Below are 9,387 nucleotides of genomic sequence, written 5' to 3'. Positions count from 1 at the left end.
TCGTAGCTGAAGCCCAGTCGCGGCGCCCACTGGGGTTTGGTCAGGCGCAGGTAGGCCTGGCCGGTCGGGTTGTAGTTGGTGAACTGGTCGTTGCGGATGCCCAGCGAGAGCAGCATCTTGTCGGTTACCTGCCAATCGTCCATGACGTATTGCGCACGCTGCTTCACGCGCACCGAGGCGAGCGTGTTGTAGTGGCGGATATAGCCGTAGTAGCCGGTTTCGCCGCCCGGGTAATTGCCCGGCTTGTCGACGAACGGACTGTCGCTGATGTTGAGGTTCGGATCCTGTTTCGCGTACCACAGCTCGTAGCCGTCGCCACCGATGGTGGTGCCATCGTCGATGTCGTGCGAATCCTGATTATCGATACCGGCCGTAATGGAGTGGTTACCGATCTTGTAGTTCAGGTCGACGCGCAGGTTGCGATTGGTCGAGGTGTGATCCGGATTGTCGATCGTATCCAGCGTCTGGCCGTTGGTGATAGGCGTGCCGCCCGTGATCGCCGGGTTTTCCGCGGAAGAGTTTCCGATGAACGGCCCGGTGACGCCAGTGTTCGGCGGCTCGTTGTAATAGGTGAGCTTGGACTTGCCGTAGAGCGCGGTGAGCGTCAGGTCGTCCGTGATGTAGCTGGTGAACTTGGCCGTGTAGACCATGGCCTTGGTCTTGTACGTCGTGTCGGTGCTGACGAAATCGCCCTTGGTGTTCGTGTTGTAGTCGTAGTCGTACTCGTTACCGTTGGTGCGATGCGTCTGGCTGACGCCGGTCAGCTCGAGGATATTGCTGTCGTTGATGTTCCAGTCGATCTTGCCGTACCACTTCGGATCCTTGTACGTGTACTTCGTGTCGTACGAGTGGTTGACGTCGCCGATGCTGTTGCCTTCGGTGCGTGCCATTTCCAAGGCGGTGAAGATGTACAGCTTGTCCTTGATCAGCGGGCCGCCGGCATACGCGCTGACCGTGGAGGTCCACTCGTGGTTGTCGTCGTTGCGCTGTTCGATCGTACCCGGAGGCGCCGGGTTGCTGTGGCCGTAGGTGATGTTGCGCGCGTCGGCACGGGCGAAATCGGGTTCCCACAGCACCTGGGCGCCGAAGTGCCATTCATTCGTGCCGCGCTTGCCGACCTGGCTGATCACGCCGCCGTCCGAGCGGCCGTACATGGCGGAGTAACCGCCACTCAACACTTCTTCCTGATCCACGGCGCCATAAGGCAGGCTGATGCCACCGAAACCGCTGAGCGGATCGGTAGTGTTCATGCCGTTGATGTAATACGCGTTCTCTGTCACCGAGGAGCCCGAGAAACTGACCAGCGAGTTGCCCATGGCGCCCTTGAAGCCGCTGTAGCCGGCCACGGCGCCCGGTGCGAGCAGGGCGACGCCTTCAGCGGTGCGGGCCAGTGGCAGGCGGGCCATCTCTGCAGCGGTGATGACCGTGCTCGATGCGACGGTGGCGACGTCGATTGTCGGCAGGTTGTTCGCCGAGACGGTAACGCCTGACAGATCCTGAGCGCCGCTTGCATTGGCGGCAGCGCCGCCATCGAACGACACATCGGTAGCCGCACCCACGCGCAGCGTGACGTTGTCACGCGAGTCGACGACCTTGCCATCGGCTTTGAGCGAGACCTTGTACGTGGCCAGCGGCAACGCTTCGGCGACATAGCGGCCACGCGAGTCGACGTTGACTTCGCGGGTGATGCCGTTGCTACCTTCGATCAGGACGGTTTCACCGGCGGCCACGGGGGCCTGGCCGGCAATACGGCCGGACGTCGCCTGGCCATGGGCGATGCCGGTAAGAGAGGCCGCGACGGCGGCGCAGAGTAGGGTGCGTCGGAGGGTGATGCGGGAACTCATAGGGATGCTCCGGAAGGTCTTTTGACGTGACAGTGAGGTTTCAATCGATCTAAACGTTGGGTAGAACAGGGCCTTCCTGGCACTTTGTTGTTTCAGGTGGATCGACCAGGCCTGCTTGCGCAGGCCCGCAGGATCAGGCGTACTCGATCTCGCCGATGGCCTTGCCGATCGCGGCAATCGCCCGCGACTTCTCCGAGCGCCGGTCGGTGACCAGCACGTCGATGCGATCGGCGGGACACCAGGCAACGCGACTGCGCACACCGATCTTCGAATGATCGGCTGCGATCACGATGCGGCGTGCATTCGCGCACATGGCTCGCGCGATTTCGGCTTCTTCCATTTCAAAACTGCTGGCACCGGCTTTTGCCTCGATGCCCACCGGCGACAGGATCGCCAGGTGGGGTTGGTAGCGCGCTATCTCGGCGATGGTGCCGGAGCCGCCGGTGCAGCCAATCTGCGCGTTGAAACGGCCACCGAGCAGGTGCACCTCGTTGCCGGTACGCGCCGCGAAGCGTGCGGCGACGTCCACGGCATTGGTGACGATCGTGAGGCCGCTACGCGTGGCGAGCGCCTCGGCAACGAGGGTCATCGTGCTGCCAGCGTCCATGAAAATGGTCTGGCCACTTTCCACCAGGCTGGCGACTTTCTTCGCGATGGCGCGCTTCTCGCGCACGCGGGTTGCGTGGCGCACGTCGATCGGCGGTTCGTCGCCGGTGAGTACCGCGCCACCGTGCACGCGGCGGATCTCGCCACGCTCGGCCAGCTCGACGAGATCGCGGCGGATCGTCTCGCGCGATACACCCAGCTCCGTCACGATGCGTTCGACGGAAACCTGACCGCTGGTGCGGAGGAGGTCGCGGATGCGGGTGTGCCTTTCTTCATGCCACATGGCGTCGGTCCTTGAGTACGTGGAGGAGGAGGCGCATCGCCCCGAGGGCGAGTGCGCCGGCCACGACGACGCACATGGCGTACGCCGCGGCCTGGGCGAGGAACCCGTTTTCGTCCAGTCGCATGACGGCGACGGACGCAAGTCCCAGACCGGGTGTCACGAGGAAGATCACGCCCGACAACGTCACCAGCGAGCGCATGAACAGATAAAAGAAGGTGGAAATGGCCGCCGGCATGGCAAACGGCAGCACGGCGTCGCGCAGGACATGGCGCGTGTCGCCGCCGAACGACGCGACGGCATCCTCGAGCGCATCCGGCACCTGGCGCATGCCGGTCTGCATCGTGAGAAAGGCCTGTGCGTGGTAGTGGTAGAGGCTGCACGCGGCAACGATGGCGGCGCTGCCGTAGAACCATCCCGAGAGCGCGCCATGGTTGAACGTGAGCACGTAACCGAGGCCGAGCACCATGCCGGGTACGGCGGCGGGCAGCGATGCGAGGACCTGCAGCGGGCGAGCGACGCGTGGCGAGGCACGGCGCAGTCCCGCCGACAGCGCGAAGATCATCACGACGCCGACCACGGCGGCGAGCAGCGAGACGCCGAGTGACGTCGCTACCGGGCCGTAACCATCGGGCATGCCGCCGGTGTAATTGGCCAGCGTCAGCGTGCGATCGTAAGGCCATAGCTTGACGACGCTCACATAGGCCACGGTGCCGACCACCGCGACCACGGGCAACAGGGCGATCGCCGCCACCGTGCCGAGCACCGCGTCGCGTAAGGGATGATGCTCCGGTACGAGCGCGCGTCCCGGGCTCGCATCGCCACTGTCCTGTCGACGTTTCGCGAGGCGGCCAAGCCATACCGAAAGCAACGCCGGCGCCAGCAACACCACGCCGAGCGTGGCGCCCATGGCGAAGTCGAGCTGGCCGACCACTTCGCTGTAAATCTCCATGGCGAGCACGCGGTAGCTGCCACCGACGACCACGGCGCTGCCGAAATCCGTGAGCGTTTCGGTGAAGACGAGGAAGGCGGCGGCGAGCAAGGCGAAGCGCAGGCGCGGCAGGGTGACGTCGATGAACTGGCGCCATGGTGTCGCACCCATGGATGCCGCGGCATCGTAGTGGCGTGCCGGCGTGCGCTCCAGCGCTGCCGAAACGATGATGACGACCTGCGGCAGGCCATAAAGCGTATTGGCGATCAGCAGACCCCAGAGCCCGTAGATATCCGTCGGTATCCCGGTGAGGCGATGGACCAGGCCGTTACGGCCGAGCAGGCAGACCAGTCCGAGACCCAGCACCAGCGACGGCGCCAGCATCGGCAGCAGCAGCGCGCCGCGGATAAGGAACTTGCCGCGGAGGCGAGAGCGGTGCAGGGTCATGGCAAGGCAAAGGCCGAACGCCATCGTCGTAAACGTCGTGGCGACGCCGATGCTCAGGCTGCGAAGCGCCGCGCGAGGCAGGCCCGGATCGTCGAGAAGACGCCCATAGTTGGCAAGAGTGAATGCGCCGTTCGCATCGGTGACGCTGCGCCAGAGCACGGTCAGCAACGGGTGCACGAAGAACAACAACAGGCCAAGCAGCGGAAGCGCCAGTAGCAAGGCGGCGCCGAACCGCGGGCGGGCGATGGCACGGGGTGCGACGACGCTGCTCACGTACTCACCCACGCGCCGCGTACGGCATCGATCGATACGGTTTCGCCGCGAACGAGGGGGCTGCGGCCGGGCAGTTCGGCGAGAACGCGGCGGCCGCGCCACGCGATATGGGCGCGCGCCAGGTTGCCGAGGAAGGTGATGTCTTCAATGACACCTTCGCCGCGCGGATCCGCGTCGATGAGCAGGTCTTCGGGACGCAGGCAGAGTTCGAAGGTCGGATCGGGGCCGGGCGGCCGGCGTTCGAGGAAGGCCGGCAGGGTCTCGCGCACGAAGCCTGTCGGCAGCAGGTTGGCATGACCGATGAAGTCGGCGACGAAGCGCGTGCGTGGCCGCTCATAGAGACAGCGCGGCGAGCCGATCTGTTCGATGCGCCCGTCGTTCATGCAGACAATGGTGTCGGCCATGGCCAACGCTTCATCCTGGTCATGCGTGACCATGATGGTGGGGATGCCTAGCGAGCGTTGCAGGGCACGAATCTCCCCGCGCAGTTGGCCCCGGATAGCCGGGTCAAGCGCGGAGAGCGGCTCGTCGAGCAGCAGCATCGATGGATTGGCCGCCAGCGCGCGAGCCAGCGCCACGCGTTGCTGCTGGCCACCGGAAAGCTGGTCCGGAAACCGTGTGGCCAGCGTGCCCAGACCCACGCGCTCCAGCCATTCACCGGTATGGGTGGCGATTGCGGCCGGCGATTCGCCGCGCAAGCGCATCGGATAACCGACGTTGGCGGCCACGGTCATGTCGGGAAACAGCGAATACGATTGGAAAACCAGGCCCATGCGACGTTCCCGCGCGGGCAGGGCGGTGATGTCCTGCCCGTCGAGGATGATCCGGCCCCTGTCAGGCGCGGTCAGGCCAGCGACGATACGCAACAGGGTGGTCTTGCCACAGCCGCTGGGGCCGAGCAGGCAGACGAAATCGCTTTCGCCGGCGTGGAACGACACGCCGTCGAGCACGGTATGTCCGCTCCAGGCCTTCGCGATGTCATCGATGCGAAGATGCATTCCCCTCGTCTCCCCGGCAGCCGGCGCGTCAGCGCGTCAGCTGCTTGAACCTGGCAATGAGTGCCGCGCGCTCACGCGCGGCAGTGGCGAAATCGCGCGCGGGTAGCGTCGCGACGAGATGGGCAGGCAGGCCTTGCCGAAGTTGTTCGTCCGTGGGTTCGCTGCCTGGCGTGGACACGATCTCCTTGAAGCCTCGATATAACGCGGCGGCATCGGCCGAGGCTGTCCAGTCGAGAAAGCGCCTTGCCTCGGCGACGTGGGAGGCGCTCTTCATCATGGCCGAACCTTCGAGTTCGTAGCCCGCACCATCGGAGGGAATCACCATGGTCACCGGGTAACCCTGGCGAATCGACTGCATGGCGGAGAACGCGAACGAGATACCGATGGGGAATTCGCCGATGCGCGCCAGCTTGCAAGGTGCCGACCCGGAGAGCGTTTCCTGGCCGACATTGCGTGCGATGTCGGTGACCAGGCGCATGCCTTCGGCGTTACGCCCTGCATCCGATAGTGAGGAAAGCACCATGTAGCCGGTCCCCGACGATGCGGGATCGGGCATGGCGATCTGACCGCGATACATCGGCGAGGTGAGGTCGCGCCACGTATGCGGCATGGGCAATCCGCGTTCTGCGAGCGCATCCCGGTTGACGCAAAGCGCCGCAAGGTAGCCGGTCGGGGCGAACCACGTCGCATCGCTCCCTCGGAAGCTCGCAGGCATGCGGTCGATGTTGCTACCGTGCACCGGCGTGAGCAGGGCGGCGATGCGGGGGTCGAGCATATCGGTGACGGCCATCCCCCAGATCGCATCGTTACGTGGCTCGGCCGACTCGGCAAGCAAGCGTGCGGCGAGATCGCCGCTGGACAGGCGCAGCACGTGCACGTCGATGTCCGGCAGGGCCTTCTTTGCGGCAGCGAGATAGATGGCTATCTCGTCGCTCTCCAGTGCCGAGTAAACGGTCAGGTCACCGGCACGCACGCTACCGCATGCCGCGAGCAGCGCAAGAACGCTTCCGATTTGGCGGTATACGTGCATGGTTGCCAGTCCAGTCCCCAGGGTTGAAAGATGACACATCCTTGTGGCGATTTGGGTATATTTGCAAACATGGGGCATATGGTCCAGCAGAGAATTTTCGTTTTTGTCATCAATCCGAAACGTGCAAACGCTAGGTCGCGCACGTTTTTTTCAGCCCAGGAGTGTCGTTGATGGAATCGTTGTCCGCCGCGGAGCGGAAGGAATTCGAGGTGTTTGCCACGGGCATCGCCGACAATGCACGCGCCTTTTCGTTGCCCCGGTTCCGCCAGCCGGTCGACGTCACCCTGAAGGGTGACATGAGCCCCGTGACAGCCGTCGACCGGGGTGTGGAATCCATGCTTCGCGAACGTATCGGCAACGCGTGGCCCGATCACGGCCTGCTGGGCGAGGAATACGGCGCGACCCGTATCGACGCCGAGTTCGTCTGGTCGATCGATCCCATCGACGGTACGCGCAGCTTCATTTCGGGCTGGCCGCTGTGGGGTACGCTGCTCGCGTTGCTTCGCCACGGCAAGCCCATGCTCGGCATCCTCGACATGCCGGCACTCGACGAGCGCTGGATCGGCCATGTGGGTGTCGGCACGACGATGAACGGTGCGTTCTGCCGCACCAGCGGATGCACGGCGCTGGAAGCGGCTACCTTGTACACCACCACGCCCGACATGTTCACGCCCGACGAATGGGCGCGTTTCGACCGCACCAGCCGCGCCGCGTACACCCGTCGCTTCGGTGGCGACTGCTACGGTTACGGCATGTTGGCGTCCGGTCATATCGATGCAGTGATAGAAGCGAATCTTATGCCGTACGACTATCTGGCCATCGCGCCGGTGGTCCAGGCAGCAGGCGGCGTCATCACGGACTGGGAAGGCCGCACACTCGGCCTGGACAGCGGCGGTCGCGTGGTCGCCGCCGCGACACCGGCCCTGCATGCCGCCCTGATCGAATCGCTTGCCAAGGACTGAACCCTTTCATGGTTTCCCGCGATCGCCGTCGTTTCCTCCATGCCGCCGGGGCCACGGTGGCGGCGTCACTGCTCGCCCAGGGTTTTCCTGCTTCCATCGCGCGCGCCTTGGCGACACCGCCGGACCGACGAACGGGCACGATCGCGGACGTGGCTCACGTGGTCATCCTCATGCAGGAGAACCGCTCGTTCGATCACTACTTCGGTAGTCTGCGTGGCGTACGTGGCTTCGCCGATCCCCGCGTGGTGGAACTGGCCAATGGCGATCCCATCTGGCGCCAGCCGGTCGCGACGACGCATACGAAGTATTGGAAATCGCGTGGCGTGGCCGATGACGTGGCCTGGGTCTATCCCTTCCACCTGGATACGCACGCCAGCGGTGACCATCATGAAGGCACCGACCATGGCTGGAGCACCGGCCACGGCGCGTGGAATCTTGGCCGCAGCGACCGCTGGATCGAACAGAAGCAGGACGTACTGACAATGGCGCATCTGCGCCGCGAGGACGCCGCGTTTCATTACGCCCTTGCGGATGCCTTTACGGTCTGCGATGCCTACCACGCGTCTGCTCTGGCCGACACGGCGATCAATCGCATCTACCTGTGGAGCGGCACCTCGGATCCGTCTGGTCGGCTTGGTCGCAAGTTGAACGGGCCGGGCAGTGAAGAGCGTCCCGATACCAACGGCTACACATGGACGACGTATCCGGAGCGGCTGGAAAAGGCCGGCGTGAGCTGGCGTGTCTATCAGGGCGGCACCGGCGAACCGGATGCTCCGTCCGACAACTACACCGACAACTCGCTCGAGTTCTTCGCGACGTACCAGGTGAAAGAGGGCGCCGATCCGACCGGTTCGCTGGTACGCAACGGCGTATCGACGCATACGCTTCGGGAACTCCGCGAGGACGTGCGGCACGATCGCTTGCCGCAGGTGAGCTGGATCGTCGCGCCGTACAAATACAGCGAGCATCCGACCTCGTCGCCGGCGGATGGTGCGTTCTACATCCGCAGCGTGCTCGATGCCCTCACGGCAAACCCAAAGGTGTGGGGTCGCACCGTGCTGTTCCTGAACTACGACGAAAACGACGGCTTTTTCGATCACGTCGTTCCACCGGCGCCGCCGTTGGAGAGCGGGCAGGGCAGTGAAGGCGTCGTTTCGGACGATCTGGTCGCGGGTCTTTCCGACGAGATCATGGACCTCGATGCGCATCCGCGGATCGTCGCGCCTCTTGTGCCTGGCAGCGATCCCGGCGGCGAACAACCCGTGGGACTCGGAAATCGCGTGCCGATGATCGTCGTCTCACCCTGGACCCGTGGCGGCTGGGTGTGCTCGGAAACCTTCGACCACACCTCGGTACTGCGTTTCCTCGAGAAACGGTTCGGCGTCGACGAGCCCAACATCAGCACCTGGCGCCGATCGATCTGCGGCGACCTGACGAGTGCCTTCGATTTCGCAGGCACGGCCGACAACCACGTGCCGACGATCGCCTTGCCCGAAGGCTCGCCTGGCAAGGCGCCGATCAACGTCCCCTCGTCGCAATCGATGCCCGCGCAGGAGCCCGGCGTGCGTCCGGCACGTGCGATCGGCTATGCGTGGACGGTCGAGCACCGCCTCCTCGAGGGAGGCAGGAGCCGTATCGCCTTTGCCAACGCAGGAACGTCTGGCGCGGCATTCCTCGTTTACGATGGTCTGGACCGGGAGGCCCCGCCGCGGCGCTACGCCGTCAGTGCTGGCGCCAGCATCGTCGACGAATGGAAGCTTGCGAGCGTCGGCGACGCATACAATCGGCGTATCCATGGCCCGAACGGTTACTTCGCCGCCATGCGCGGCTTTGCCGATGATGCGCTGGAGGCGAGCGTTCACGGCACGGCAGGGGCACGTGCTGTCGACGTGGTGTTGCGCAACCGGGGCGCGGCGCCCGTCGTCTGCCGCGTCGCCAATGCGTACAGCCGCGGCGAGCCCCAGGTCGTGACCCTCGCGACGGGCGCCAACCAGACGCTCGCCCTGGACCTTGCAT

7 protein-coding genes are annotated in these 9,387 nt (G+C 64.8%); 2 read left to right on the top strand and 5 right to left on the bottom strand.

Annotated elements, in window-relative coordinates:
• From AC1DSN_RS13300 to AC1DSN_RS13280, 5 genes are all read right to left on the bottom strand, one after another.
• On the bottom strand, positions 1–1,844 hold a 1,844-nt coding region (locus tag AC1DSN_RS13300), incomplete at its 3' end, for a TonB-dependent receptor (protein ID WP_477331067.1).
• Positions 1,845–1,977: 133 nt separating this feature from the next.
• The gene (locus AC1DSN_RS13295; protein ID WP_477296541.1) at positions 1,978–2,733 is read right to left on the bottom strand and encodes a DeoR/GlpR family DNA-binding transcription regulator; all 756 of its coding nucleotides are present in this window, start codon (positions 2,731–2,733) and stop codon (positions 1,978–1,980) included.
• On the bottom strand, positions 2,723–4,381 hold the full coding sequence (locus AC1DSN_RS13290; protein WP_477296539.1) for an ABC transporter permease subunit: 1,659 nt from the start codon (positions 4,379–4,381) through the stop codon (positions 2,723–2,725). Before AC1DSN_RS13290 ends, AC1DSN_RS13295 begins: the two co-directional genes overlap by 11 nt.
• Positions 4,378–5,379 carry an ABC transporter ATP-binding protein gene (locus AC1DSN_RS13285; protein ID WP_477296537.1) on the bottom strand — a complete coding sequence of 334 codons (1,002 nt, stop codon included), beginning with the start codon at positions 5,377–5,379 and terminating at the stop codon, positions 4,378–4,380. Before AC1DSN_RS13285 ends, AC1DSN_RS13290 begins: the two co-directional genes overlap by 4 nt.
• 28 nt (positions 5,380–5,407) lie before the next feature.
• Positions 5,408–6,409 carry an ABC transporter substrate-binding protein gene (locus AC1DSN_RS13280; RefSeq protein WP_477296535.1) on the bottom strand — a complete coding sequence of 334 codons (1,002 nt, stop codon included), beginning with the start codon at positions 6,407–6,409 and terminating at the stop codon, positions 5,408–5,410.
• 170 nt (positions 6,410–6,579) lie between these two features.
• Between AC1DSN_RS13280 and AC1DSN_RS13275 the strand changes: the two genes are divergently transcribed.
• Positions 6,580–7,371, top strand: a complete 792-nt coding sequence (locus AC1DSN_RS13275; RefSeq protein ID WP_213948122.1) for an inositol monophosphatase family protein — start codon at positions 6,580–6,582, stop codon at positions 7,369–7,371.
• 8 nt (positions 7,372–7,379) lie between these two features.
• Positions 7,380–9,387 (top strand): phosphocholine-specific phospholipase C (locus tag AC1DSN_RS13270; protein ID WP_477331065.1); only part of this gene is annotated, 2,008 nt, incomplete at its 3' end.

This window comes from Luteibacter sp. P4_D7_3 (assembly GCF_056401735.1).
Note: the sequence above shows the minus strand (reverse complement) of the source record. Positions and strands in the feature narration are given on the sequence as shown.